This window comes from Ruegeria sp. AN6, from assembly GCF_056540425.1.
This window is the reverse complement of record NZ_JBQFWR010000006.1, coordinates 1-24988: the sequence shown is the minus strand read 5'-3', so window position 1 is coordinate 24988 and position 24988 is coordinate 1. Positions and strand designations below refer to the sequence as shown.

Annotated in this window: 22 protein-coding genes and 1 pseudogene; 18 read left to right on the top strand and 5 right to left on the bottom strand. The window is 56.1% G+C overall.

Annotated features, from left to right (window positions below; all coding sequences use genetic code 11):
• Positions 1-87 precede the first annotated feature (87 nt).
• From ACR0MQ_RS11210 to ACR0MQ_RS11185, 6 genes are all read left to right on the top strand, one after another.
• Positions 88-1530 carry an aldehyde dehydrogenase family protein gene (locus ACR0MQ_RS11210; RefSeq protein WP_010441054.1) on the top strand — a complete coding sequence of 481 codons (1443 nt, stop codon included), beginning with the start codon at positions 88-90 and terminating at the stop codon, positions 1528-1530.
• Entirely contained in the window at positions 1530-2507 is a 978-nt protein-coding gene (locus tag ACR0MQ_RS11205; protein ID WP_010441056.1) for a membrane dipeptidase, read from the top strand. Before ACR0MQ_RS11210 ends, ACR0MQ_RS11205 begins: the two co-directional genes overlap by 1 nt.
• A complete protein-coding gene (locus ACR0MQ_RS11200; RefSeq protein WP_010441058.1) occupies positions 2504-4189 on the top strand; it encodes a hypothetical protein in 1686 nt (561 codons plus the stop codon). Before ACR0MQ_RS11205 ends, ACR0MQ_RS11200 begins: the two co-directional genes overlap by 4 nt.
• On the top strand, positions 4186-4815 hold the full coding sequence (locus ACR0MQ_RS11195) for a DUF3726 domain-containing protein (protein WP_480608169.1): 630 nt from the start codon (positions 4186-4188) through the stop codon (positions 4813-4815). The genes ACR0MQ_RS11200 and ACR0MQ_RS11195 overlap by 4 nt, the downstream gene beginning before the upstream one ends.
• 12 nt (positions 4816-4827) lie before the next feature.
• Positions 4828-5838, top strand: a complete 1011-nt coding sequence (locus ACR0MQ_RS11190; RefSeq protein ID WP_170771378.1) for an Ldh family oxidoreductase — start codon at positions 4828-4830, stop codon at positions 5836-5838.
• Positions 5839-5915: 77 nt separating this feature from the next.
• Positions 5916-7730, top strand: coding sequence for a BCCT family transporter (locus tag ACR0MQ_RS11185; protein WP_170476013.1), 1815 nt, complete (start codon positions 5916-5918; stop codon positions 7728-7730).
• A gap of 368 nt (positions 7731-8098) precedes the next feature.
• Here ACR0MQ_RS11185 and ACR0MQ_RS11180 read toward each other — a convergent pair whose 3' ends face one another.
• Positions 8099-8461, bottom strand: coding sequence for a HupE/UreJ family protein (locus tag ACR0MQ_RS11180; RefSeq protein ID WP_480608165.1), 363 nt, complete (start codon positions 8459-8461; stop codon positions 8099-8101).
• A 42-nt stretch (positions 8462-8503) separates the two neighbouring features.
• On the opposite strand from ACR0MQ_RS11180, the gene ACR0MQ_RS11175 reads away from it, so the two are divergent.
• Both ACR0MQ_RS11175 and ACR0MQ_RS11170 read left to right on the top strand, forming a co-directional pair.
• Positions 8504-9854 (top strand): IS3 family transposase gene (locus tag ACR0MQ_RS11175; RefSeq protein WP_170771376.1). Its coding sequence is split into 2 segments (ribosomal slippage): positions 8504-8841 and positions 8840-9854, totalling 1353 coding nucleotides; the frame shifts between segments, so codons are not numbered across the junction.
• A complete protein-coding gene (locus tag ACR0MQ_RS11170; protein ID WP_170771704.1) occupies positions 9835-10314 on the top strand; it encodes a DNA polymerase beta superfamily protein in 480 nt (159 codons plus the stop codon). The genes ACR0MQ_RS11175 and ACR0MQ_RS11170 overlap by 20 nt, the downstream gene beginning before the upstream one ends.
• Positions 10315-10414: 100 nt before the next feature.
• On the opposite strand, the gene ACR0MQ_RS11165 is transcribed toward ACR0MQ_RS11170, so the two are convergent.
• The 3 genes from ACR0MQ_RS11165 to ACR0MQ_RS11155 form a co-directional block, all read right to left on the bottom strand.
• Positions 10415-10672 (bottom strand): hypothetical protein, encoded by a 258-nt coding sequence (locus tag ACR0MQ_RS11165; RefSeq protein WP_170771374.1) that lies wholly within the window; start codon positions 10670-10672, stop codon positions 10415-10417.
• 785 nt (positions 10673-11457) lie between these two features.
• The gene (locus ACR0MQ_RS11160; protein WP_480608500.1) at positions 11458-12768 is read right to left on the bottom strand and encodes a type I glutamate--ammonia ligase; all 1311 of its coding nucleotides are present in this window, start codon (positions 12766-12768) and stop codon (positions 11458-11460) included.
• Positions 12768-13646, bottom strand: coding sequence for a MurR/RpiR family transcriptional regulator (locus ACR0MQ_RS11155; RefSeq protein ID WP_170542747.1), 879 nt, complete (start codon positions 13644-13646; stop codon positions 12768-12770). The genes ACR0MQ_RS11160 and ACR0MQ_RS11155 overlap by 1 nt, the downstream gene beginning before the upstream one ends.
• 68 nt (positions 13647-13714) lie before the next feature.
• Here ACR0MQ_RS11155 and ACR0MQ_RS11150 point away from each other — a divergent pair, with 68 nt between their 5' ends.
• Genes ACR0MQ_RS11150 through ACR0MQ_RS11115 form a run of 8 tightly spaced genes read left to right on the top strand, consistent with a single transcriptional unit; the run spans position 13715 to position 20624 of the window.
• Positions 13715-14488 (top strand): N-formylglutamate amidohydrolase, encoded by a 774-nt coding sequence (locus ACR0MQ_RS11150; RefSeq protein ID WP_170771369.1) that lies wholly within the window; start codon positions 13715-13717, stop codon positions 14486-14488.
• Entirely contained in the window at positions 14485-15126 is a 642-nt protein-coding gene (locus ACR0MQ_RS11145) for a cysteine hydrolase family protein (RefSeq protein WP_170475430.1), read from the top strand. The genes ACR0MQ_RS11150 and ACR0MQ_RS11145 overlap by 4 nt, the downstream gene beginning before the upstream one ends.
• The gene (locus ACR0MQ_RS11140) at positions 15119-15829 is read left to right on the top strand and encodes an ABC transporter ATP-binding protein (RefSeq protein WP_170771367.1); all 711 of its coding nucleotides are present in this window, start codon (positions 15119-15121) and stop codon (positions 15827-15829) included. The genes ACR0MQ_RS11145 and ACR0MQ_RS11140 overlap by 8 nt, the downstream gene beginning before the upstream one ends.
• Before the next feature lie 29 nt (positions 15830-15858).
• A complete protein-coding gene (locus ACR0MQ_RS11135; protein ID WP_480608160.1) occupies positions 15859-17013 on the top strand; it encodes an ABC transporter substrate-binding protein in 1155 nt (384 codons plus the stop codon).
• 41 nt (positions 17014-17054) lie between these two features.
• Positions 17055-17759: an ABC transporter ATP-binding protein gene (locus ACR0MQ_RS11130; protein ID WP_010437442.1), complete on the top strand. Its 705-nt coding sequence runs from the start codon at positions 17055-17057 to the stop codon at positions 17757-17759.
• 1 nt (position 17760) lies between these two features.
• Positions 17761-18657, top strand: coding sequence for a branched-chain amino acid ABC transporter permease (locus ACR0MQ_RS11125; protein WP_010437443.1), 897 nt, complete (start codon positions 17761-17763; stop codon positions 18655-18657).
• Positions 18654-19682 (top strand): branched-chain amino acid ABC transporter permease, encoded by a 1029-nt coding sequence (locus ACR0MQ_RS11120; RefSeq protein ID WP_480608155.1) that lies wholly within the window; start codon positions 18654-18656, stop codon positions 19680-19682. Before ACR0MQ_RS11125 ends, ACR0MQ_RS11120 begins: the two co-directional genes overlap by 4 nt.
• A gap of 3 nt (positions 19683-19685) precedes the next feature.
• Positions 19686-20624, top strand: coding sequence for an acetamidase/formamidase family protein (locus tag ACR0MQ_RS11115; RefSeq protein ID WP_010437445.1), 939 nt, complete (start codon positions 19686-19688; stop codon positions 20622-20624).
• Positions 20625-21892: 1268 nt separating this feature from the next.
• Here the strand turns inward: ACR0MQ_RS11115 and ACR0MQ_RS11110 are convergent.
• A complete protein-coding gene (locus ACR0MQ_RS11110; protein WP_170475443.1) occupies positions 21893-22141 on the bottom strand; it encodes a dsDNA nuclease domain-containing protein in 249 nt (82 codons plus the stop codon).
• 689 nt (positions 22142-22830) lie between these two features.
• Between ACR0MQ_RS11110 and ACR0MQ_RS11105 the strand changes: the two genes are divergently transcribed.
• Both ACR0MQ_RS11105 and ACR0MQ_RS11100 read left to right on the top strand, forming a co-directional pair.
• Positions 22831-23190: a group I truncated hemoglobin gene (locus ACR0MQ_RS11105; protein WP_170771355.1), complete on the top strand. Its 360-nt coding sequence runs from the start codon at positions 22831-22833 to the stop codon at positions 23188-23190.
• 1056 nt (positions 23191-24246) lie between these two features.
• Positions 24247-24915 (top strand): annotated as a pseudogene (locus tag ACR0MQ_RS11100) (IS3 family transposase); the annotation flags it as partial.
• Between the last annotated feature and the right edge of the window lie 73 nt (positions 24916-24988).

Below are 24988 nucleotides of genomic sequence, written 5' to 3'. Positions count from 1 at the left end.
TGAAGTTTGTTTAAGTTATTTGAGTTTGACTGATGCGCCCCCGAAAATCCATCCTGTGACAAACGAATTCTGACTCTGGGGCGCATTGTGACCAAACTGAACCTAATCGCTGGCGAATGGCTGGCAGGCGAAAGCGAAATTGAAAACCGGAACCCTTCTGATCTGACCGATCTGGTCGGCATGTTCGCGCAGGCCAGCGGCGACCAGCTCGAGGCGACACTGGATCAGGCACGCGTGGCGCAGGCGGAATGGGCCGCCTACGGGCTGGAGCGCAAGCAAGCAGTTCTTAACGCAATCGGCAATGAATTGATGGCGCGCGCTGAGGAACTGGGCACGCTGCTCAGCCGGGAAGAGGGAAAGCCACTGGCCGAAGGCAAGGGCGAAGTTTATCGCGCCGGTCAGTTCTTCACCTACTACGCTGCAGAATGTCTGCGTCAGATCGGTGAGAACGCAGATTCTGTGCGCCCTGATATCGAGGTGGATGTGCGTCGCGAAGCCGTTGGCGTTGTTGCGATCATCAGCCCGTGGAACTTCCCAACTGCGACGGCCTCGTGGAAGATCGCACCGGCGCTGTGCTATGGCAACGCTGTCGTCTGGAAGCCTGCCAACATCACCCCGGCCTCGGCAGTGGCCTTGACCGAGATCATCGAGCGTCAGGATATTCCCAAAGGATTGTTCAGCCTCGTTATGGGGTCAGGGCGCTCAATTGGGCAGCGTCTTGTTGAAAGCCCCAAGGTCAATGCAATCTCGTTCACCGGATCGGTCCCGGTGGGCAAGGGCATCGCCGCAGCGGCCATACAGAATCTGACGAAGGTTCAGATGGAAATGGGGTCCAAGAACGCACTGGCGGTCATGGATGATGCCGATCTGGATCTGGCGGTTTCGCTGGCATTGGGCGGCGCGTTTGGTGGCACCGGTCAGAAATGCACAGCCTCGTCGCGGCTGGTGGTTCACGCGGGCATTCACGATGCATTTGTCGAGAAACTGGTTGCAGGCGCGCAGGCGATGAAGGTCGGCCATGCACTAGAAGAGGGCGTTCAGATGGGCCCCGTCGTCAGCCAACAACAACTGGGCGAGAACCTCGCCTATGTTGATCTGGGCAAATCCGAAGGCGCGGAACTGGCCTGCGGTGGTCAGCGTCTTGAGATGCCGCACGATGGCTTCTACATGTCGCCGGGCGTGTTCCTGAACACCAATAATGACATGCGTATCAACCGCGAGGAAATGTTCGCCCCTTTGACCAGCGTCATCAAGGTAGGCAGCTATGACGAGGCGCTGAGCGTGGTCAATGACACCAATTTCGGTCTGACTTCGGGCATCGTTACTAAATCTCTGGCACGTGCCACTCACTTCCGCCGCAATGCCCGCACGGGTGTTGTTACTGTCAACCTGCCCACCGCAGGTACTGACTACCATGTTCCCTTCGGCGGGCGGGGTGATAGTTCTTACGGTCCGCGTGAACAGGGCAAGGCAGCGGCGGAGTTCTACACCACCGTCAAAACCGCCTATATCAGCGCAGGCCCTGTCTGATGCTGATCGATGGCCTGCAATATGCAAACTGGTCGGAGAAGATCTTCCGGCAACTGCGTGAAGGAGGCGTGGACGCGATCCACGTCACCATCGCCTACCATGAGAATTTCCGCGAAACCGTTCTGAACTTTGAAAAGTGGAACCGTTGGTTCGAACAATACCCAGACCTGATCATGAAAGGCCGCTGGGCCAGCGACATCGACACTGCGCGCGAAACCGGGCGGTCGGCTGTGTTCTTCGGATTTCAGAACCCATCTCCGATCGAAGATGATATCGGTCTGGTTGAAATCCTGCACGATCTGGGCGCGCGCTTCATGCAGCTGACCTATAACAACCAGTCGCTGCTGGCGACCGGTTGTTATGAGGCCGAAGACACCGGTATCACCCGCATGGGCAAGCAGGTCATCAAAGAGATGAACCGCGTGGGGTTGGTGGTTGATATGAGCCATTCGGCGGATCGGTCGACTATCGAGGCCGCCGAACTTTCCGAGCGCCCCATCGCGATCACCCACGCAAACCCCCATGAATGGTCTCCAGCGCTTCGCAACAAGCGGGATGACGTGATCCGGGCGGTGACGGAAAAAGGTGGGATGCTAGGCTTTTCGGTCTATCCTCATCATCTGAAAGACAAGTCCGACTGCACGTTGGAAAGCTTTTGCGAAATGATCGCCCGCGCGGCTGACAAGTACGGGGCGCAGCATCTGGGGGTTGGTACGGACCTGTGTCAGGACCAACCCGATAGCGTGGTCGAATGGATGCGGGTTGGGCGCTGGACAAAAGAGATCGACTATGGCGAAGGCTCGGCTTCTAACGCCGGGTTCCCGCCGATGCCAAACTGGTTCCGCGACAATCGGGATTTTGGCAATATCGAATCTGGATTGCGTGCCGTTGGCATGAATGCCGAGGAAGTCGCCGGAATCATGGGCGGCAACTGGTATCGGTTCTTTGCAGAAAACTTTGGACCTTATGAACCATGAATACCGTGAACCCAACAATCGAACGCCGCGATCCCGCCACGGTGATGCGCCTTTCGCGTCTGGGCTCGCTTCATCAATGTCGGCTCAGTTTTATGCGCCAGCTCACCCGTCGCATGGCGGCCGAGCAGTGGGTTTTTAGCCGCCCCGTATTCGATATCGATGACAACGGGGTCGGCCACGCGGTCTATTCCGCACAAGGACCCGATCGCACCTATTCACTGGTCGCATTCGCCCATGACCTGCCGCCCGAGCAACGCTCGGACCGTGTGATCGCCGAGGCCTGGGATGCCACCTTCACCTTGTTTGATGGTGTTCCCACCAAGGACGATATCCAACGTTTGTCTCGGAACGTACCACTGCAAGAGGCCGGGCGTGTCAGTGAAAATGAATTGTCGCTGTCGCGTGCCAACCGTTCTGTTCGGTTGTGGGCTCATGTGGTCGACCAGTTGGCTGCGGGCCAGCAACCAGATCTCGCGCAGATCTACAAGGTTGGCTATCTGATGCGCACAACTGCGGTTTACGGATCGGGCAAGTTCGGCGCGGCGGATCGGGAAAAGATCGCAGACCGCCCCGAGGTCAGCGGCCCGTTTCAGGCCGAGATGCTGTCAGTATATCTGACGCGAATATTCGTCCGTGATCTGGTGCAGCATATGGCAAATGCAAAGGGTGGTACGCAGACCGCGCAGCTTGATCCCGATATCGCTCGTTGGCTGGGGATCGGCAACTCGACCGGATTGGGCATGGCGCCTTTCATCGTCAATCACCCGATCCTGTTCAACAACTGGATCATGGTCCGTGAAGAGGCCATCGCACGCGTTCGGTCCCTTGATGCCGCCACAGACGCCCAAGTTGCCATGTTCCGCGAGATTTTCGAGCGCAGTAAATTGTCGATCTCGTGGTGGCGGTCCGAGCACCCGATCCAGATTGAAAAACTCGCCGCACTGAATGCCGATCTGGGCGCGATAGCCGCGCATCTCGATCAGACCGATCTGACGGAAAATCAGCCCTGGGATCGCCTGATCCTGTGGTCCCGGACCGCGCTTAGCGAAGAAGGGCAAGAGTTGCTGGCTTCTTTGATCCTTGAACCATATGGCGAGTTGGTGGACGGGCTGGCCAGCTGCATGGCGGATGGCAATAGCGCGGCCTTTACAATTGACGGCGCGATGCCAGTCGCACAGGTGCGCGACCTGATCCGCTCCAGTTTTGGCTGGGCGCTCGATCTTGACTGGTCGGCGCCTGAACACTGCGCGCGTGCCTGGTATGTGTCGGAAGAAAAGCTTGAGCCTCGTTTGGGGGAACGGTTTGAAGAACCGATAGAGGAGTATGAGCAACCGCTTGCTCCGGCACGTGATTCTGCGCTTGCCGATAAGGCTTTGGCGGACTGGTTGGGCGAAAGTCCGATCGCCGAATTCCTGCTGCGCCACCCTGAACACCGCCACACCGTACGTCGTGCGCAGATGAGCCGACTGGCACCATATGGCGAAATCAGCGACAATACGATCAGTGCGGAGGTCCTGCCGATTGACATGTTGCGCGCCAAATTGTCGTTTTTTGGTGCCACGCATTTCGACCCGCGCTCGGATCGTTGGGTGCGTATTTGCATGTATTCGGGGGCACCTTACCCCGAGGAACTGAGTCCGGAGAACGCGGATTTGTGGGTGTATCCGGAGCGCGCCCAATGAGTTTTTCCCTTAATGAAATCGAAGCCACGGCCAAGCGTGCAACGCGGGGTGCGGGCTATGCCTGGGGCATCTCTGAAGAGGCCGCAAAAGCGACGCGATGGCTCTGTGCGCAGGGGCTGGATGGAACGGTCGAATTGTCGCGCGTGCTGGAAGGCGAGTTTGCCGGGTCACTGGAAGATCATGTTCCCGCAGGGCTGGACGGAGACTGGGTTGGTCGTAAAGACCTATGCCCACTGATGGTCGGTGCTCTGCTTTCCGACTGTGCGCACATGCTGTTGGCAGGCCCGATCCGGATCAGACAGGTTTCTTCGCCAATGATGATACTGCCATTTGCGGCCTATGCTGCGCGCATGCACAACACGGTGGTTTCAGTCACGGCGGGCGATTTCAAGGCTTTGACGGACGGTGCGAGATTGATGTCGAGAAACGATTGCCCGGTTCGCGCGGATCATGTCGAGGTCGCAATTGGCGACCTACTGATCGAGCCGTGTTCACGACAGACGCGTGCAACGCCTGATCCGGCGGCATGGATGATACTCAACCGTTTTGCCCATCTTACCTATGCTCCTGCGACTGAAGAATCCCGTTTGCTCGGCGCAGGGGCCGGGCTTTCTGACAATGACTGAAAAGAGACAGACATGATTGAAACCCGCACCCTCTCACTCGCTGAAATTGAAGACCTGTCCTTTCGCGCGCTAGTGGCTGCGGGGACGAGCGAAGAAAACGCGCGTCCTTTAGCGGTTGCGACCGCGGCAACCGAGGCTGACGGGGTTGCCAGCCATGGTCTGGCCTATATCCCGATCTACTGTGAGCATGTTCAATGCGGCAAGGTTGATGGGCTGGCACAGCCGGTTCTGGCGCAGCCACGCCCCGGCGTCGTTACAGTCGATGCTGCCACCGGATTTGCGCATTCCGCCATTGAAGCCGGGTTCGACGCCTTGATCCCCGCTGCCCGCGCGCAGGGGATTGCGGCGCTGGCGATCCGAAACAGCTATAATTGCGGCGTTCTTGGATATCACACTTATCGTCTGGCGCAGGCCGGCCTGGTAGGTCTGGGTTTCACCAACGCTCCGGCCTCAATTGCGCCCTCCGGCGGGGCCAAGCCGGTGGTCGGCACCAATCCGTTTTCAATCGCCGCTCCGGGCACGGACGGCCAGCCCGCCCTATTGATTGACCAGAGCGCCAGCACCATCGCCAAAAGCGAAGTCATGAAACACGCGCGTGAAGGCAGGCCGATCCCTGTTGGTTGGGCACTGGACGATGAAGGAAATCCAACCACTGATCCGAATGTGGGCCTCAAGGGTTCGATGGCGCCGTCGGGTGGTTATAAAGGTGTTGGCATCGCGCTGCTGACCGAAGTTCTGGCTGCTGCTCTGACCGGCGCGACTTTGGGAATCCACGCCTCTCCGTTTTCTGGCACGGCCGGTGGTCCGCCGAAGACGGGGCAGTTCTTTATTGCGATTGACGCAAATGCGACGGCGAATGACGCATTTTCAACAGGAATTGTCGATCTTGTCGAAGCGATCCGGTCGCAAGAGGGCGCACATTTGCCCGGAGATGGCCGCCGTGCAAAGCGACTGGCAGCTAAATCTGATGGCGTTGCGGTGAACGTAGCGACACTTAGCAAAATTGAGGCCCTGCTGACTTAGGGCTTTGTGGTGCAAATCCGGGGTGCCAGAAGAGAATGACCTGGAAATCGGGACACGTGCGAACAGGGAGGAATCACATGTCTATGAAGGACCCTTTTACCGATCTGGAGATCAAGCGATCTTCGGGTGGGTTTTACGAAGGCCACAGCGTCGAAATTGCCTTGCTCAGCAAGTCAATCATGGTCGCGCTGGTGATCTGGGCATTGGTCTGGCCCGCGAATGCAAACGGTGTTCTTGGCAGCCTGAACTCTCGCCTGCTGGAAGACTTTAACGCTTTCTATATCATCATCGTCGGCTTCTTTGCCTTTTTCCTGTTTGTTGTGGCTGCGCTGCCGCAAACTGGTAAACGACTCATGGGGCCGGAAGGTGAAAAACCGGAATTTTCGGATTTCTCGTGGTTTTCTATGATGTTCGGCGCCGGTCTGGGCGTCGGTCTGATGGTATTTGCCACCGCTGAGCCTCTGGGGCTTTGGGGGTCAAACCCGGTTGTGATCGCCGAACAGGTAGTTGGTAATACCGAAGAGGCACTCCAGTCCGGGTATCGTTATACCTTCCTGCACTACGGATTTCATGCCTGGGCGATCTATGTCGTGACGGGCTTGTCGCTGGCCTACTATGCCTACACACGCAACATGCCGCTAACGATCCGCACTGCGCTGACACCTTTGTTCGGCAAGCTGATGAACGGTTTTCTTGGCCACGTCGTGGACGTTCTGGGTGTTGTTGCAACAATCCTGGGTGTCTCGGTAACGATCGGTTTTGGCGTTTCACAGTTTATCGACGGTCTTTATGCCATCACCGGTATGGGATGGATCATGGATCTGAACGGAGAAGTGCCGACGCCAAGTACAGTAGGTCTTTTGGCGGGTCTGATCGTCATCATGGGCCTGTCGATCGTATCGGCTGTATCGGGCGTTGGTCGTGGCGTTAAGTATCTGTCTAATCTAAATCTGGTGTTGTCTCTGATCCTGCTGCTGGTCTTCGTCGTATTCGGGTCGTTCCTGTTTGCAATGACCACCTATGCAACGGCGTTCATCGACTACATCCTGCATTTCATCTCGCTCAGCTTTGGCGCGTTCAACCCGCAGTCAGCGGCAGCATTTGATGCAGCGTTGCCAAGCGAAGCTGCCCCATTTGCCGATGCCCTGTACAGCGGTGCAACCAACCCCTGGGGTTCGTTTGACGGGTTCAAATCAGGACTTGAAGGCGACGCCGCAGCCCTGCCTGAATCCGTTCTCGCTTCGGTCTATGCCGCTGGTGACCCCGGTCGTCAGTTTGGTTGGCAGGCAGGTTGGACCACGTTCTACTGGGCCTGGTGGATCGCGTTCTCGCCCTTCGTGGGCCTGTTCCTAGCGCGCATATCCAAAGGGCGTTCGGTTCGTGAGTTCATCGTTGGCTGTGTATTCGCACCAGCGCTGGTCTGCTTTGCATGGATGACCATTCTGGGTGGCACCGCGATCGATCTGGAACTGAACGGCACGGCCGAAGGCGCCATCATCGGTGCATCGAACACCGCCAAGCTGTTTGTAACCCTGCAAGAGATGATTTCGGGCGGGTTGCTGTCCGGCATCACCGTGATGTGCGTCGTATTGATCATGACGTTCCTGGTCACATCGGCGGACTCGGGCATTCTGGTGATGAACACCATCATGTCGGGTGGCGATCAGAATATCGGCAACAAGCACAAGATCATCTGGGGTCTGATCCTGACGGCTGTGATCGGTGCGCTGATCCTGGCTGCGGGTGAGAACAACCCGATGGATGCGTTGCGAAACGCGATGATCATCGGCGCATTGCCCTTTACGATGGTGATGGGGCTGATGTGCGTGGCGCTTGCCAAGGCGCTGTATCGCGACGGTTTGCGGCAAAAGCACGCTGCACCGGCCGAATAACATCATGGGCCCGGGTGGTTGTTAGGCAACCACCCGGTGTTTTTTGGGGCAGATTCGAAGCTGATTTAATTAGGTGATCGATCGGATACCACACCTTGCTAGGGCATAGATAAGCTGACTGATATTTTTTGCTGCGCGTGCACCATTTTCGATATCTTCTATGACCCGCTGGATTGAACGGGTCAGGGGCACGACTCGGTATCACGTTTAAGGCAAATTAACTGTCGGCAGACACTCAAACTTTTCGCGGCAAGGTTAAATTGCATGACAAGGTCGATGAAGCCATGCCAGCAAATTGAAAAATCGAAGCAAAATCGTATTTTTACTCCCAAAGGAGACATTCAAAATCCTACACTTGATACCGAATCTTATGGTAGCGCAGCTAGAACGCGTTCCGCCGTCCAGAAGACGCCTACCAAAGCGATAACTACGCTCAGCGGCACCACGATGCGGGGTCTGTACCAGTCTTCATTACGCCAAAGGCCAACGGTCAGAAACGCCGCTGCTACGACTACCAACTGACCGATTTCAACGCCGACATTGAAGCCTATCAAGCGAGCCAACCACTGGCCCCCGCCGGGGCTCAGTTCACCCAATACTGACGCAAATCCGAGGCCATGGAGCAGACCAAAGAGGAAAACGACGAAAAGGCGACCGGTGGAGGGTGTGGTACGCAAGATGTTCTCCATGTCTGACATCAGCACCTGTGGGCCTGATTGAAGGATTTGCATAGCGGAAGGTTTCTGGCTCATCTGAACCGTTAGGGAGTGAAGATGAGACGGAAAGCTGGAACCGACAAACCGACGGCTGAACGGGTCGTCAAGGGCATTCGCCGCAAGACGCGCAAGCACCATTCTGCGGAGGAGAAGATTCACATTGTGCTGGAGGGTTTGCGTGGCGAGGAGAGCATCGCCGCGCTCTGCCGTCGCGAGGGGATTGCCACGAGCCTGTACTATTCCTGGTCGAAAGAGTTCCTGGAGGCTGGAAAGAAGCAGCTGGCAGGCGACACAGCCAGGCAAGCGACTAGCCCCGAAGTGAAGGAGCTGCGGGCCGAGGCGTCGGCCTTGAAGGAGGCCGTTGCTGACCTCACCTTGGAAAACCGCTTGCTCAAAAAAGCATGCTCGGGGATGGGGACGGCGACATATGAGATACCTCGCAACGGAGAAGCTCGAGATCATCCGACTTGTCGAGCAGTCCCACTTGCCAGCGAAGAGGACGCTGTCGAGGCTGGGCATTCCGAAAACCAGGTTCTACCGCTGGTGTGCCCGCTATGAGGCGTTTGGTGAAGCCGGGCTTGAAGATCGCCGTCCACACCCCGGCCGGGTCTGGAACCGCATCCCTGACGAGATCCGGCAGGCCGTCGTTGACCTCGCTCTTGATGAGCCGGAACTATCGCCGCGCGAGCTGGCATTCCGCTTTACAGACACGAAAAATTACTTTGTGTCAGAGCCTTCGGTCTATCGCATCCTCAAGGAGCAGGATCTGATTGCTGGGCAGGCGTTCAACGTGATCAAGGCTGCCGACGAGTTCCATGACAAGACCACGAGACCGAACCAACTTTGGCAGACCGACTTCACCTACCTGAAGGTGACTGGCTGGGGTTGGTTTTATCTCTCGACGATCCTGGACGATTTCAGCCGTTGCATCGTGGCATGGAAGCTCTGCACAACGATGAAGGCCGACGATGTTACCGACACTCTGGGACTGGCATTGGAGGCATCAGGCTGTTCGTCGGCGACCGTCCGACACAAACCGAGGCTGCTCAGCGACAACGGCTCATCATACATCTCTGGTGACCTAGCGGATTGGCTCCAAGATCAGGGCATGGACCACGTTCGAGGGGCACCAAATCATCCGCAGACCCAGGGCAAGATCGAGCGGTGGCAACAAATGCTCAAGAACCGCATCCTGTTGGAGAACTACTACCTACCGGGCGCACTCGAGGAAGCGATCAGAGCCTTCGTCGACCACTACAATCACCGTCGCTATCACGAGAGCCTCGGCAATCTGACACCGGCCGATGTCTACTTCGGTCGCAGCGACGACATTCTGAAGGAAAGGAGAACCATCAAGGAAAGAACACTGAAACAGCGACGCTTGCTCAATCTCGGGAGCGCCGCGTAAGATCACAATCGATGAGCCAGGCCGTCCTAAACGCCGTCAGCTCAATCGGACCACTTCTTTCGATGACGGACATCTTGCACAGAAACAGTGGGACAAGCATGTTGGTGAGAGCCAGGAGGTGAGTTTCAAGGCGTATTTCTACATACTGAGACCCGCCTTGGCGATCTCCTGGATCAGGCAGATACCCGATACGCCACCACCAATGAACCTGCATGATCTCATTAAAGATCAGGACCTGGCACCCGACCTCATCGGGCATATTGACGAGTTGTTAGCGCTGAAAAGCAAAACCAAGGAAATGGGCCATGGGCAGCGCATAGCGAGCGTTGACGATTTCATACAAGATCAAATCGCGTGGGCAGCCATGCTGAAAAAGAACGAAGATCGTTACGACCTCATGACCGAGGGCAACAACTTGCTGCGGCACATCGTGAGAAAAAACGCGGGACTTGGTTCGTGATCTAACGATGGCCGCAACGGGCCAAACTGCTTCGGTCGTCTCAACGGCCACCTGAGCCAAAGTGCGCGGCGGAGTTATGGAATGCTTCCGCCACACATATTCACCAATAATAGTGGTGGGGCTTGCGCCCATCGGGCCAGACTAGGTCGTCTGGATCAGCGCCTTTCAGGATGCCGAACGCAAGGGCCTTGGATTTGCGTCTCATTGGACGCATGTGACAGGTGATGTCATGATAGCGTGGCCAATTGCCAAGCCACCGGACATCATCCGGGTCTTTTCCGAGACGACGGCTCAGACCTAGGCGTGAGTACCCGTTCCCAAGCATGGTACGGGGACGTTTGCGTTTGTAATGGGCCATGTCATTGGCCTTTCATGCAGTTTCTGAACTACATGGCACCCTCGATCGGTTGGCTCGTTGGTTTTGGGCTGGGCTCGGATAGACGGCCGAAAACGCAGCCGGTCTGATTATCGGACTGGGCGAACAACATCAATGGGGCGGGAAAAAGCCGCTCAATGTGGTGTTAGGTGATTGGGCCGCTAGGCTGTGGACGGACGGACCACTCAACCAGAGATCGCTTCACATAACACCCATTCAGTGATGTTCGCGCTTCGTTATAGCGGTACCAAACATCCATGGGTTGCGAATTTCCGGGTACTGAGACGGACCTGCAGCGCCCGGATTGACGTCACATTTCTAACTGTCGTCTTACTCACTTTCGGCAAGTGACCTGTGCAATGCCTCGAATAAGAGTCGCTCCTTGCGGAGTGGCATCTCATCGATGCTCCAGGCCCGTCGCGGGTCTGGCCAGAGCTCGTCGAACAGTTCCTCGGTCATGACGACGTGGGTCACCCGCCCTGTATGACGCAGGTAGGTTGGTCCTTCAGCCACTGCCAAGATGTCGCACTGCGGCCCGCTAGTGCCGACTTTCGTCGCACACGTGAAACAACGATCCAGTTGGAGTTTAGGAACGCGCAACACAGCCGCCGTCGGTGATAGTTATGGCCAAGCTCCCTTTCGGACTTCGTTTGCTTTTGAGGCCGACGAGATGGCCACGATGGCTTGGTGCCTGTCGTCCAAGAACAATCCCAGCACGTCTAAAACGTCTAAAAAATACCTATCGAAGACAATCGGGTTTCCTGACCTTAATACGTCTCCTCATACAAACGGCAGCGAGCATCCGTTTCCAATTCTGCAGTTCTTGTAATCTCAGACTGTTTATGTGTGCGATAGACCTGCGCAAAACCATCCGGGAACCAACCTGTTGCCACTGGGTTGCTCGCGTAGCGGTCCAGCGCCTCTTCTAAGGTTTGCGGCAGTCGCACGATGCCCTTTTCGGCCAATTCAGAGGCGTTCAGAAGCGATAAATCATCTTCTGTCGGGGTCGGCGCAGCCAAGCCTTCTTCGATGCCTTGTGCTCCGGCGAAAACAATAGCTGCCAATGCCAGGTGGGGCGAGGCTGCCGCGTCGGCAGCACGGTATTCGATATTGAATTGCCGAGCGATTGAGGTCGGATCCTTGGCCGTCATAGGGCAAATCCGCAACGACGCCTCGCGATCGCGGAATCCCAGATTGTTGAAAGCAGCAGACCAACGATGTGGTGTCAGGCGTTCATACGAGATCACCGAAGGCGCAGTCAGGGCCAAAATCGCATCCAGATACTTCAGAACTCCGGCAGCGAAAGCACTCGTCAGGTCCGACATGCCGCACGGCCCATCTTTGGCGTAGGTCAGCGGCGCGCCCTGATCATCCACAAAGCTCATGTGGATATGGACTCCGTTACCAACGCTCGCGACATCGCGAATAGGGGTATAGGTGGCCCGCTCGCCATAGGCCTGCGCAGTCGCATAGGTCAGTTCGCGCACCATGACGGCCGCGTCCGCCGCGCGCACCCCCAGTTCGGGGCCGATGACGACCTCATATTGGTTTGGGCCATATTCCTTCATGATCGAATCCGGTTTCAGACCGACCTGAGAAATAGCGTTGATCAAAGTCTCACACAGATCACGCTGCAGGCCAAAGCCCCGGTGGCCATAGGCTTCGTTGGCCTGAGCTGGCGGATCTTTCAACTGGAACTCATGCTCGAAGGCGGCCAGCAAATTTGCTCCTGAGACCTCGTGCAGCCGCTCCAGCGCCGCCCTCAAGAGACTGCGCGTGCAGAAGTCCCACGGGTCTCCGTCCAGCGTGACGATATCGCCCATAAGAAAGTGCAGACCAGAGTCTTCGCCGAATTCGACCTTTGCCTCGGCCGTGGCGTCCGGGATCAGAAGAAGATCGCCCAGCGCGCCAAACGGGCTTTCAGCAATTCCGTCAAAACAGTTGATCTGAACGTTGGTGGGTGTCCACCCGACCCCGCGCTGCAACCGCTTGTTCAGTTGATCCGCCGGAAAGGCCTTGCCCCGCAATTTCCCGGCAAGGTCTGAGGTGGCGACAAACATCAAGGGGGTTTTGGGCATCATGGGTTAGGGTCCTGATTGTGGGATCGCATGGCATCCCAGGCTTCGATGCGGGATTTCGTCTGATCCCAGTTGTCTTCGGCGACGCGGGTCACCAGCGCCTCGGTGACGGCAAGGGCCGCTGTGTACGTATCCCAGAGCGTGCCGCTTTCGATCGGAACTGGCAAGATTTCTGCCGCATGTCGGGATATGGGCGACAACCATTTGTCTGTCATGAGGACAACGCGAACCCCTCGATCCTGCGCGGCTGTCGCGGCCAATCGCGCCAATGCAGGTTGGTAACGGCGAAAATCGACCAGAAACAGGATATCCGCAGGCTTCATCCGTAGCAGGTATTCCGGCCAGACCTCATTGTTGGCCGGAAGATGATACACGCCGCTGCGGGTTTGGCGCAGGTGAAAAGACAAATGCTGCGCGATGGTGTCACTGATCCGACCGCCCAATATATAGACATCGCTCTTAGGTTGGCTCAGTACCGAGCATATACGCTGAAACTGCGCCTCGGTGATACCTTCTGCCGACAGCGCCATCTGAGACGAGGCCCGCGCGATGAAGTCGCGTAAGAACCCGCCATCGACACTGCGCCCTTCGCCGTGCAGATCGGTGGGTGAGCGTTGGCCCTCTTTCAATTCAGACAACAGAGCCCGCTGGAATTCCTGATAGCCCCCCAATCCGATCTTGGTAACAAACCGAGAGATCGACGGGGCCGAGACCTCGGCGCGCCGGGCGAGTTCCTGGATCGTGACCAGACCCGCATAGGGGTAGTCGCTCAGCAAAGCAGCGGCCAGCTTGCGCTCGCTCGCGGTCATGCGTTCAGCCTTCGCTTCAATTCTCTGCCTAACAAGCAAGCGGCACCTCCTGATCTGAATGGATCGCATGGAATAAAAATTTCAGTCAATCTATTTTTTATTGACTCTGAAAAAACTTGTTCTCTAACGTAGGCCACATGAAGACATCAGCCGCAACCCAAGAACTGCTGGTCACCGGGGATCCCGCCCCGGTAGAATGGGTGAATCGTGACAGTGATGCGAAGATCGCGCTGCTCTGCGAACACGCCGGGCGCGCGATCCCACAAAAGCTAGGCGATCTGGGTGTCTCGGAAGAGGTGCAAGCCAGTCATCGCGGTTGGGATATCGGGGCCGAGGCCGTGGCCCGGCAATTGGCTGACCGGCTACGGGCCCCATTGATCTTGCAGCGCTATTCCCGGCTTGTGATTGATTGCAACCGCCCGATCGAGGCCCCGGATTCAATTCCGCCAAAGAGCTTTGGAGAGCAGATCCCTGCCAATCTGAACTTGACCACTGCGGATCGCACGGCGCGTCAGCGCGAGATCATGGCTCCTCTGAACGGTGCCATTGAACATATGCTGGACCGGGCGCCGCGCGTGCTTGCGGTGTCGATCCATTCCTTCGCCGCACAGGTCGATGGTGAGACGCGACCTTGGCACGCTGGATTTCTGACCCGCGTTGACCCGACCACGGGACAAGCCGCTATCGACCATATCTCGGCCCTACGTCCCGATCTGCACATGGCGTTAAACCAGCCATATCAAATCGACAGTGAAAGCGACTGGTTCATACCGCATTTCGCCGAACCGCGCGGACTGGCGCATTCGCTGGTCGAAATCCGCAATGACCTGATCCGCGATGCAAAAGGCGTCGAGGATTGGGCGCAGCTTCTCGCCGAGGCCTTTACCCGGATATTGGAGACTAAGACGTGACCTTGACCCGCAATGTTCCACTGATCCCATCGCAATCCGCGCTGTTGTTCATTGACGTGCAGAATTATTCGGCACATCGCGAAGGTGCCGAATTCAAGGACCTTCCCGAAGCTGAATTCAACGAGAAATTCGGCTGGTTCTTCGACCAACTGGACGCCCGCGTGATCCCGAACATGCAGGCCATACAAACTGCCTGCCGCGCCGCCGGTGTCGAGGTCATGTATACCAATATCGAAAGCCTGACACTCGACGGGCGCGACCGGTCGTTGGACTACAAAATTACGGGGTTTCATGTTCCCAAGGGCAGCTGGGATGGAAAGGTCATTGACCAGATCGCGCCCCAAAGGGATGAGATTGTGCTGCCGAAGACGTCCTCGTCGGTTTTTGTGTCCACGCATGTTGACTATATCCTGCGCAACCTTGGAGTCCGTCAGATCGTTTTGTCCGGTCTTTTGACGGACCAATGCGTGGAAAGCGCCATCCGGGACGCGTGTGATCTGGGCTACCTTGTCACTCAAGTCGAAGACGCCTGCCTGACCCATACGCAGGATCGGCACGATAATTCTCTGCGTGCGATCAAGGGTTATTGCCGACAGATCACCACAAAGGAACTGGTCGAGGAATTGGCCGGTGCTTGAACTGAACGGCATCACCAAGACTTTTGGGGGGGTCCACGCCGTCGAGGATGTGACCATGTCCGTCGCACCAGGCGAGGTGCGCGGTCTGATCGGCCCCAATGGTGCGGGCAAGACAACGCTGGTCAACCTGATCTCTGGTCTGCTGACCCATTCGGCAGGAAGCCTGTTGCTGGATAGCGAGCCGCTGGACCACCTGCGCGCCCACGAACGCGCGGCGCGCGGCGTGGCGCGGACGTTTCAGAACCTGCGGGTCTTTCCAAGCCTCAGCGTCGCGCAGAACATCGACGTCGCCCGCTATTCCGGCCGGGGCGCTGAAATCGTCGAGGCCGCGATCCCGGAGTTCGGTCTTTCGGACAAGCTCAACCAGAACGCCGGGTCGTTGGCATATGGTCAACTCCGGCGGCTCGAGATCGTTCGCGCGCTGGCGCTGAACCCACGTGTCCTGATGTTGGACGAACCCGCCGCGGGGATGAACGAACAGGAAACGGAAGCTCTAGGCAGGTCTCTGACATGGGTTCGAACATATTCGGACAGCGCGATTTTGGTAATCGACCACGATCTGAAATTCATCATGTCGCTTTGTGACAAGATCACCGTTTTGAATATGGGCGCCATCATTGCCGAAGGCGCACCCGAAGAAATAACCAAGAACCAAGAGGTTATCGACGCTTATCTTGGCGAAACCGATGAACGTGCCGCGTGACGCAGGCGGCTTTCAACAGGAGAACAAGTATGAAAAAGTTGACCCTTACGACTCTGACCGCCATGAGCCTGGCCCTACCCGCGGTCGCCGAAGATACGATCAAGATCGGACTGGGTGTACCGATGACTGGTGATCTGGCTATCTATTCCGAATACCTGGGCGCGCGCTGCATGGCGGATATGATCAACGCCGAAGGCGGCGCAGGTGGCAAGAAGATCGAAGTTCTGGTGCAGGATTCCGCAGGCGACACGCAGGCCGCCATTTCATTGGCGCAGAAGTTTCTCGACGAAGGGGTCGTTATGCTGGGCACCACGCCGTTCTCGGACACGATGATCCCGGTGGCTCAGATCGCCCAACCTTACGGCGTTTCCATCTTCCAGCCGCAATCCACGCAGGTCGAGATGCACGCGGGCATCGTCGACAACTTCTTTACTGGCGTCTCACCTGATCCATTCACGGCAACGGCGGCTGCAAACCACGCGCTCAGCGAAGGGGTCAAGAACGTGGTTCTGCTGACCTCGGACGAAGGCGGATCGTGGTCCGCGCGTACACCGCTGTGGTTCGGACAAGTGATCGAAGAGGGCGGCGGCGAGGTGCTGGCCAAGATGAATTTCAGCTTTGGCACATCGGACTGGTCGCCTCAGATCGCGGACATGAAAGCACTGGGTGAAGAGATCGATGCCGTTTATATTTCGTCGATCATGCCTGATATCGGTGTACTCGTGAGGCAGCTGCGCAGCGCTGGTATCGACGCCTGGGTGGTCGGCTCGGATGGGTTTGACGATCCATCCCTGGATGCAGTCGCGGCTGATGATCCTGCGATCCTCGACAAGGTTTTCTTTGCCACGCTGGCCCCCAGCCATAACGAAAGCGCCGTGGTTAAGTTCATGGCCGATTGCAAGGAGTTGGGCCACGACGTCCCCGGTTTGTTCCCGGCCACCGGTGCCGACACGGTCAAGGCCGTTGCCTGGGCGGTTGAAACCTCGGGCAGCAGTGACCCGGCGGTGATTGCGGAAACGATCCGCACAGCGGAGTCGATCCCCGTTCTGACAGTCGACAGCATTTCGTTCAAGGACACGAAAACCTATGCCCAACGCACGATCCCTGTGATTGGCTACAAAGATGGCAAGCGGGTTCTGATCTCGAACGAAATTCCCGAAAACACACCGAAAGACTGGAACTGAGTCAAAAGACGGGGGCGGTTCCAGCCCCCGTTTCCAAACCCATGTTGAATGTTGAAAACCTGATAGTTTCTCACGGTCCGATCGAGGCCGTGCACGGCATCTCTTTCGCCGTGGACAAGGGCCGCTGTGTGTCCTTGCTGGGTCCCAATGGCGCGGGCAAAACCTCGACCATCTCGGCGCTGATGGGTGTGGTCAAGTCCTCCGGCCGGATCACCTTTGACGGGGCCGATGTTTCTTCGCTGCCTGTGGAAGCACGCGTGCAGGCGGGCATGTCCGTGGCCCCCGAAGGACGCCGCATCTTCTCGAACCTGAGCGTCGAGGAAAATCTGGTTCTCGGTGGCGCCACGCGCTCTGACCGCACGGCTAAGGACGCCGATATCGCCCACTGGCTTGAGACCTTTCCAATCCTTGGCGAACGAAGGGACCAGCCAGCCGGTACCTTGTCGGGCGGAGAGCAGCAGATGCTGGCCATTTCCCGCGCCTTGATGACACGACCAAAAATCCTGCTGCTGGACGAACCCAGCCTGGGTCTGGCCCCAAAAATCGTAAGCCAGATCTTCCAGATGATCGAACGGCTGAAAGCACAGGGAATTACGATCCTGCTGGTTGAACAGAACGCAACGCAGGCGTTGCGCCTGTCGGACTACGCCTACCTACTGAACAACGGGCGGATCGTGGCCGAGGGGACGAAGGAAACACTGGGCCAAAGCAGCGCGCTTATGGCGGAACTGACGGGGATCGCCTGACATGGAATACGTGGCCCAGCAGATGATGAACGCGCTTGCCTTTGGTGCGGAATATGCGCTGATTGCACTCGGTCTGGCGATTGTCTTTTCGATCATGGGGCTGGTGAACTTTGCCCATGGTGAGGTGATCGCGGTTGGCGGTTACACGATGGTGGCCTTTGCTGCGCTGGCGTTGAACAACCCCTTTATCGTCATAGGCGGAGCTATCGCGGCTGCGATCCTGATGTCCCTGTTGCTGGAACGCGTGGCGTTCCGACCCGTGCGATACGCAGATCCGACAACCGGCCTGCTGACCGCCTTTGGTGTTTCGATCATTCTACAGAATGTGTTTCTGCTTGCCGTCTCACCTCGCCCAGTGGCCGTGACGTCGCTGTATTTCTTAGACTGGCCCGTGCAGCTTTTGGGCGTTCAAGTATCTTCCCTTCAGGTGTTCGAGGCGGTGACAACGGTGCTGGTGATCGTCGGGCTGATGCTGTTTCTCAAGCGCACGACACTGGGTCTGGCAATGCGCGCTGCGTCGCTGGATTTTGAGATGGTCCGCATGGTCGGCGTCAGATCCAACAGGGTGTTTGCGGTGGCCTTCATGGTGTCGGGCCTTCTGGCTGGGCTGGCCTGTATTTTCATTATGGCGCGGCGTGGGTCGGTTGATCCGCATCTGGGGTTTAACCCAGTCCTCAAGGCCTTCGTGGCCTGCGTCGTCGGAGGATTCGGCAGCCTGCCCGGAGCCGTGCTGGGCGGCTTTCTTCTCGGCGCGATCGAGGTTGCCATGCTAGTCCTGCTACCGCAGGAATATGGCGGTATGAAAGACGCTTTTGTGTTTGGAATCATCGCCCTTGTCCTGGTCTGGAGGCCCGATGGCATCCTGTCGCCTCCGACTGAGAAAGGGGACAAGATATGATCCTGAATCCCAGTCAGAAACGCGGACTGGTGGGCGCTGCGATCCTGGCCGCAGTATTGATCACGATTGGGCTGGTCGTGACCTATTTCGGCTCTCGCTATCAGCTTCGGCTGGTCTACAGCGCCTACGTGAACCTATTGGTTGTTCTGGCCATGCAGGTGTTCATGGGCAATGCGCGCCTAACCAACCTCAGCCACAGTGCCTTCATGGGGATCGGTGCCTATGTGGCCGCAATTTGCGTAACGCCGGTAACAGTCAAATCCATCTCTCTGCCGGATGCGCCATGGGGGTTGAATGCCTTTTCGCTGGATCCGGTCAGTTCGGCCTTGCTTGCCATTGCGATCACCGCCATTCTGGCCTTAATCGTCGGGCTGTTCGTCGTGCGCCTGACAGGGTCCGGCGTGACCATCTTTTCCCTTGCCGTACTGGTCATCGTGCATTCGGTATTCCTGTACCGCACCGACATTTTCAAAGGGAACCAGGCGTTTTTCGGCATTCCACAGGTGTTTTCACTGACGTCTATCGTGATCTTGTCCGTGTTTGTTGTGTTCATCGTGCGCCTGTTTCGCGAAAGCCGTTGGGGTATCCAGCTGCGTGCCTGCGCCGATGATGAGGTCGGAGCCGCCGCGATGGGTGTGAACATTCGCAGGTTGCGCCTGATTGCCTGGGTTTTGTCGGCCATCCTGCTTGCGGTCGCCGGGATTGCTTACGCCTATTTCCTTGGCACGATTAGCGCGCGGCCCTTCTATTTCAACCACGTCTTCCTGACACTCGCCATGCTGATCCTTGGGGGAATGAGAACGGTTACAGGTGCGGTTCTGGGCACGCTTCTGATCTCGTTCGGGTTGGAATGCGTGCGCTGGCTGGAAACCGGCCCAGTCCTTTTGGGCATCGACCTGCCCGAAGTGCTGGGCTTGTCAGGCATTGCGTTGGGAACGGTCATCGTACTGACTATGGCCCTGCGCCCCGGAGGGATCATGGGTGATCAAGAAATCGAAGACCTGGTTCTCAAAAAACAGGAGTAAGTCATGGGTTGCAACCACACTATTCACAAACACAACCATCATTTCGGCTGGGACAACTCCATCGAACCCGTTCTGAGCGTCGACCCCGGCGAGACCGTCGAGGTCGAAACCATCGACAGCTCGGGCGGGCAGTTGAACGCTTCCTCGACAGTGGCCGACCTGGGTACGCTGTCCTTCGACGCGGTCAACCCGGTCACAGGGCCGATCCACATCAAAGGGGCCCAGCCCGGCGACACGGTTGCTGTGACCTTCCTGGATTTCAAACCCTCGGGCTGGGGTTGGACCGCCAACATCCCCGGCTTTGGCCTGCTGACCGATCAGTTTCCCGAGGCAGCCCTGCGTATCTGGAATTATGACGCCGATGCGATGACACCCGCCCTGTTTGGCCCGGGCGGGAAGGTGCCGCTGAAACCTTTCGTCGGCACAATCGGGTTGGCGCTGGCCGAGCCGGGTCTACATTCTGTCGTTCCGCCGCGTCGGGTGGGCGGCAATCTGGACATCCGCGACAATTGCGTGGGCACAACGCTATACCTGCCGGTGGAAGTGGCTGGTGGGATGCTGTCGTTGGGAGATACCCATGCCGCGCAAGGTGATGGAGAGATTTGCGGCACTGCCATTGAAAGCCCAATGGACGTGGCACTTAAGGTCGACCTCATCAAAGGCGAAAACCTACCTTTCCCAAGATTTGAAACCAATGGCCCCGTCACTCGCCATTTCGATGCTGCCGGGTACAAGGCGACAACCGGCATCGGCGAGGACCTGATGCAAGCTGCTCGCGATGCGGTCTCGGGAATGGTCGATTGGATCGCGGCCACGACGGGGATGTCTGCGCTCGACGCCTATATGCTCTGCTCGGTGTGCGGCGATCTCCGGATCAGTGAGATCGTGGATATTCCGAACTGGACAGTGTCGTTCTACTTTCCGAAATCCGTTTTAGACTAAAGAATGAAACGACTGTTAGACCCTGCTCTGAATCCGTGCTTGAGCCTAGGCGATGTATGAAACTACCGGTTCCGAAGAAAATCTGCACGCGCATGTTCCAATCGAATTTCCCGGAAGTTTAGGGATCGAAAACGATTGATGTTGGTAAAAAACTCTATCTACTACACCTTGTGTTTACGGCGATAGCCCCCAAATCCGTCACTCCGCTGCGTCCCTCTTTTTGGCACGATTCAGCCGCCAGCCAGATGGCTTGAGCCTTTGTTTCTCAAGGACGCATTTGAGAAGATAGCCGCTTCTGGGCCAGAAATGTTTGAAGTTTGGGTCAGAATTGAATGACGTGATTGACCGATTTATTGCGGTTTTGGCTGTCGATTGAGTCAAATATCAGTGACGTTCCACATTTCCAATGTCAGGCGACACATAGTTCTGCCACCAGCGACAGACCCTTGCCATTTTCGCCCCACTTCCTTCATCCAGCACCTAGACCGATTTCAATGATCCTGACTTCCCTTTTGGGAAAATCAGGGCTGATTTGCAGATCAGACACCGAAGGCGCCTGTTCCTGCTGATCTGCCACGTGGCGAACGCGGATGGGGGCGAGGCAATGCTATTCGACAATAGTGGTGCGGCCCGCAGGCGTAGCCTAGGACACGGTGTTGTCTAATAGGGTTGCCCGAGGGGTACACGCGTTCCCGCCTGCCGAAGAGGTTCATAAAGCGAAGGCCAGAAGCCACTGGTGTGAGATTTCTCAACCATTTCCAGGTTCTCCTCTTTGATAGGTTGGAGAGATATTGAACTGGTCGCCTTTCCACGTCCTTGATGCGGATCAAAAGGGCTTGGCTGCAATGTCCGCGCACCAGCCGTTGATCGCAATGCCGCTAGATGACCGCTTCGGCGCAATGACCGCCACCTACACGACAACGTTTGGAGGCCCAAAAGCTTAGTCGGATTCCCTTGTGAGAATTTCCATAGGCGTATCGAGGAGTTCCAGTATTTTGGATTCTAGGCGGAATTTCCGAGCGCTTATCGCATTCCGCTTGTTCCAGATTTTCCATATTGAGCCTTGCAATAATGCGTTTGGGGGATGTCCGCCGGAGGTGTTTTATTGTTGGTGCTCTGGTAAATTCCTCGAGAACCCAAAGAAAATTTCTGAAGTCGTCTGCAGCCACCCAATAATCATGGTTTGTAACAAATTGGAAAGTCAGAAACTTATTGGAAATTTGCTTGTCTAGCTTTATCGAGCGAACCAGTGACTTTTGAACCGCTTCCTAATTAAACTTGATTTTCCCAAGATCACGAGCCTTGGTCTTCACCTGTACAGCGACAACTGTACCGTCATGCAGCTCAATTATTAGATCTTCAAAATTCTCGCAAACAATAGACTTTGCGGAACTCGGCTGGGACACAAGCCGTATCGCGTTTATCGTGGCAACGCAAAATTGATACCTAAACCTAGCAATTACCTTGTCGCCGGGATCATTGCCGTCGAGAACATTCGTTGGTGATGGGTCTGTCAAATTAATTGCTACGAAACTTGTCTGATTCAATCATCGGTTGCTGTTTGGCCATGGTCGCGAATCGTACGGTTGTTGACAAGGAAGATACAACCCTAAGACCATCTGCCGCATGCGCTTTGCAAAAGTCAGCTTCAACGATTTCACAAACAATCGTTACTTGAATAGCGAACAACCGCTTCCCGCCCTTCGTGGCGAATCCCAGTTCTATTCGCGTGCAAAATTCGTCTGGTGTTACCCAGAATGTCACCCAAAGCCAATTTGGAGTGCATGTGAGCGACGCAGAATTCGCGCATCTGTCTGATTTATCATGGAAGTTTTGGTAGCGGAGGAGGGACTTGAACCCCCGACACACGGATTATGATTCAGTCCGGCTTGTTCCGCACCGCGCCACAAGCTGCCCCAGCCAACCACATTAACTATTTGGCTTTGTTAGGATTAAGGTGTGCAGGCGGACACATGCTGCCACAACGCGACACACCCATCCACAGGGTTGTCTGTCACCCATACGCTACCCAGTCCCGAAAGCGGACATTGATGCGCAGCATGGCGAATGACCGCTCCGAGCCCAAAGTGTTCATCGTTTTTCAAGGTGAGCTACGATCAATTGCGTAGCCAAAATGCAATAGATTTGGTCCCAACTAGAATACCGTGCTAGCGTCTGAGAAACGCCGATAAAAAAGGGATAGACAATGTCTGCGACACTTTATGATCGTCTGGGAGGGACGGATGGTATTCGGCGAATAGTTGACGCGCTGGTGGACAATCACTCCAAAAACCCAGTTGTCTCTGCTCGATTTGCAGGAAGTGATATTAAGCACCTCAAGCAAATGGCGGGAGACTTCTTTATTACTGGTTCTGGTGGACCTGAGATCTACGCAGGCAAGGATATGGCTAGCGCGCATCGGCACATGAACATCAGCGGAGACGAGTTTGTCGCAGTATTGGACGACGCTGTGAACGCACTAAAGGCAAACGACGTTGGTCAACGGGAGCAAGAGGAAGTCTTGTATATTCTATATAGCCTCAAAGGGCATGTCGTTGGGATTTGAGTATTGCGTGAACTGAGTGCACACAGAAAAGTGAAAATTCGGTCATCGGATTATTCTTGTGTGGAGCAGGTATCGCCCGGGTCTTGTTGAACGTCCACAGATGGTACCAATTGACAGTGAGGCTGAGAGCTTTTTCTTGGTCTCATTCTTGCTGTCGTACTGCGTATGATCGCGTTGGAAAAAAGTGGTGTGCTATATGGCAAAACTATCTGCAGGAATTTTCTTACTTGCTGTGGCAGTTTCAGCCACTATCGGTGCGGCAGCCACAGGGGTGAAGTGTAGCAACGCCGGAGGGTTAACCGAAATGATAAATGGAGAAGCGGTATGTTCTTTTCCCAGCAGAACTTGCCCAAGTGAATGGAAAACATATCAGTCGCTCAGACAATGGCGCCCCAAAACTTGTGGAGGCTCGCAATGCACGGGCAAAGATGAATGCACCACGAAGCAGGGTTGGTCAACGAATCCACCAATGTGTGTCTATGAGAGCGGTAGAAATTCTGAAGGCGATTGCACCAAGAGAAACAAATGCGAGGCGGACCGAGTTGTTCGGGTAGCCTGCACCAAATGAGTTTGCGGTGTTGCTCCAGCGACGCCAAGAATCCTTGAAAAATTCATTCGTGCATTGTAGGCAGCACAGATGTTCGCCTTGGGCAAGTGTTGCAAGAGTCAAAAAACTTGGCTTCGGGCAAATACTGACGGCAGCTAAGTCCGAAAAGCGCCTCTAATCCGATTAGCTGCCAACCGGTGCTCCAAAGGCAGGGGTACCGGAATGCTCGGAGCGAAAAAGGTGCTTTGTCCGCATTGCTGTCATTCATGATGCCACCAAGCGCAGAGTAACCGACCGAAAGCGTCGGATGTCTGCTTGGAGCCCAAAGCGGCCCTTCATTTAAACGCATCGAACGTTTTGAAAGTGCGTAAGTTCTTTACGTTTGATCCTCCCCCTCTGAAGTGGTCCGCCGTTATGGTTATGAAAACGGAGGAAGCACATTGCGAACAAGCGACCGAAGCCGGAAGAGATTGTCTCGAAGTTGCGGCAGGTTGAGATATTGATGGGGCAAGGCATGTCGCGTCCTGAAACAACTCCGATCCACACAGCGAAAGCTGCCGAAAGGTCGAGCTGACGAGAAGCGTCTGGTGGCGGACATGATAGAATTGGCCCGCCAGTATGGCCGCTACGGTTATTGCCGGATCGCGGCTTTGCTGAGAGATGCGGGCTGGCAGGTGAATGACAAGCGCGTCGAAAGGCTTTGGCGTCGGGCGGGGCTGAAAGTGCCAATGAAACAAACAAAGAAGGGACGGCTCTGGTTGAATGATGGGTCGTGTGTTCGGCTGCGGCCGGAGCATCGAAACCACGTCTGGAGCTACGACTTCGTGCGTTGTCGAACGGATGACGGAAAGGCGTTCCGCACGCTCAACGTTATCGATGAGTACAGCCGGGAGTGCTTGGCGATCCGCGTGGACCGTAAGCTGAACTCCAGCGATGTCATCGACGTGCTGAGTGACCTGTTCATCATGCGCGGTGTGCCAAGCTACATTCGCTCCGACAATGGCCCTGAGTTCATTGCCGTGGCCGTGCAAGACTGGATCAATGCCGTTGGAGCAAAGACCGCATACATCGAGCCAGGCAGCCCATGGGAGAACGGTTACTGTGAAAGTTTCAATGCGCGGTTCAGAGATGAGTTCCTGAATGGAGAAGTCTTCTACAATCTAGGTTCTGGACCCATTAATTTGGTTGCCGTCATCTCGGCTGCATGATTCAAGCCCCTGAGTTTCAGGGGTATAACATGAGTAATCTATT

What these genes read in the sequence shown, in the direction of transcription:
- ACR0MQ_RS11205 (WP_010441056.1), top strand. Translation starts at nt 1,530, where the DNA reads ATGCTGATCGATGGCCTGCAATATGCAAACTGGTCGGAGAAGATCTTC.
- ACR0MQ_RS11200 (WP_010441058.1), top strand. Translation starts at nt 2,504, where the DNA reads ATGAATACCGTGAACCCAACAATCGAACGCCGCGATCCCGCCACGGTG.
- ACR0MQ_RS11195 (WP_480608169.1), top strand. Translation starts at nt 4,186, where the DNA reads ATGAGTTTTTCCCTTAATGAAATCGAAGCCACGGCCAAGCGTGCAACG.
- ACR0MQ_RS11190 (WP_170771378.1), top strand. Translation starts at nt 4,828, where the DNA reads ATGATTGAAACCCGCACCCTCTCACTCGCTGAAATTGAAGACCTGTCC.
- ACR0MQ_RS11185 (WP_170476013.1), top strand. Translation starts at nt 5,916, where the DNA reads ATGTCTATGAAGGACCCTTTTACCGATCTGGAGATCAAGCGATCTTCG.
- ACR0MQ_RS11180 (WP_480608165.1), bottom strand. Translation starts at nt 8,461, where the DNA reads ATGCAAATCCTTCAATCAGGCCCACAGGTGCTGATGTCAGACATGGAG.
- ACR0MQ_RS11165 (WP_170771374.1), bottom strand. Translation starts at nt 10,672, where the DNA reads ATGGCCCATTACAAACGCAAACGTCCCCGTACCATGCTTGGGAACGGG.
- ACR0MQ_RS11160 (WP_480608500.1), bottom strand. Translation starts at nt 12,768, where the DNA reads ATGCCCAAAACCCCCTTGATGTTTGTCGCCACCTCAGACCTTGCCGGG.
- ACR0MQ_RS11155 (WP_170542747.1), bottom strand. Translation starts at nt 13,646, where the DNA reads ATGCGATCCATTCAGATCAGGAGGTGCCGCTTGCTTGTTAGGCAGAGA.
- ACR0MQ_RS11150 (WP_170771369.1), top strand. Translation starts at nt 13,715, where the DNA reads ATGAAGACATCAGCCGCAACCCAAGAACTGCTGGTCACCGGGGATCCC.
- ACR0MQ_RS11135 (WP_480608160.1), top strand. Translation starts at nt 15,859, where the DNA reads ATGAAAAAGTTGACCCTTACGACTCTGACCGCCATGAGCCTGGCCCTA.
- ACR0MQ_RS11130 (WP_010437442.1), top strand. Translation starts at nt 17,055, where the DNA reads ATGTTGAATGTTGAAAACCTGATAGTTTCTCACGGTCCGATCGAGGCC.
- ACR0MQ_RS11125 (WP_010437443.1), top strand. Translation starts at nt 17,761, where the DNA reads ATGGAATACGTGGCCCAGCAGATGATGAACGCGCTTGCCTTTGGTGCG.
- ACR0MQ_RS11120 (WP_480608155.1), top strand. Translation starts at nt 18,654, where the DNA reads ATGATCCTGAATCCCAGTCAGAAACGCGGACTGGTGGGCGCTGCGATC.
- ACR0MQ_RS11115 (WP_010437445.1), top strand. Translation starts at nt 19,686, where the DNA reads ATGGGTTGCAACCACACTATTCACAAACACAACCATCATTTCGGCTGG.
- ACR0MQ_RS11105 (WP_170771355.1), top strand. Translation starts at nt 22,831, where the DNA reads ATGTCTGCGACACTTTATGATCGTCTGGGAGGGACGGATGGTATTCGG.